Genomic DNA, 513 nt, shown 5'->3' with positions numbered 1-513 from the left:
CGCACCCTGTCAGGATTCGCCTATACCGCGTTTGTCGTGGATGTATTCAGCCGAAAAATTGTTGGTGTTGCTACACGCTCGACGATGCGTACCGATGCGCTGCCCATGGAGGCTTTGGAGCATGCGTTAACGACTGCAGGACGAATCCATGGAAACCAGTTAATTCACCATAGTGATCGGGGCAGCCAGTATGTGTCACTGAAGTATTCCACTGCGCTAGCGGAATCCGGAATCCGTCCGAGTGTGGGAACAGTCGGCGATTCTTATGACAATGCTCTAGCCGAAACAGTCAATGGTCTCTACAAGGCTGAACTGATTCATGCCCGGGGCCCGTGGACGTCGGTCGGAGAAGTCGAATTGGCCACCTTGCGGTGGGTGCATTGGTGGAACACCAAGCGGCTTCATGAAGCTTTGGACTACGCTACCCCACAGGAAGTAGAAACCGAGTACTATCCCACCCAGCCCATCAACACAGGGCCGTAAAAGAAGCGGAACTAAACCCAGGACGCTTCA

1 protein-coding gene is annotated in these 513 nt (G+C 53.8%); it reads left to right on the top strand.

The features are described from left to right. Positions 1 to 483 (top strand): integrase core domain-containing protein (locus HMPREF2559_RS12345; protein ID WP_148138776.1); only part of this gene is annotated, 483 nt, incomplete at its 5' end. Between the last annotated feature and the right edge of the window lie 30 nt (positions 484 to 513).

Source organism: Corynebacterium sp. HMSC072G08 (assembly GCF_001809185.1).
In the GTDB taxonomy this organism is placed as follows: domain Bacteria; phylum Actinomycetota; class Actinomycetes; order Mycobacteriales; family Mycobacteriaceae; genus Corynebacterium; species Corynebacterium phoceense.
The sequence above is the reverse complement of the archived record's forward strand: the minus strand, read 5'-3'. Positions and strand labels throughout refer to the sequence as shown.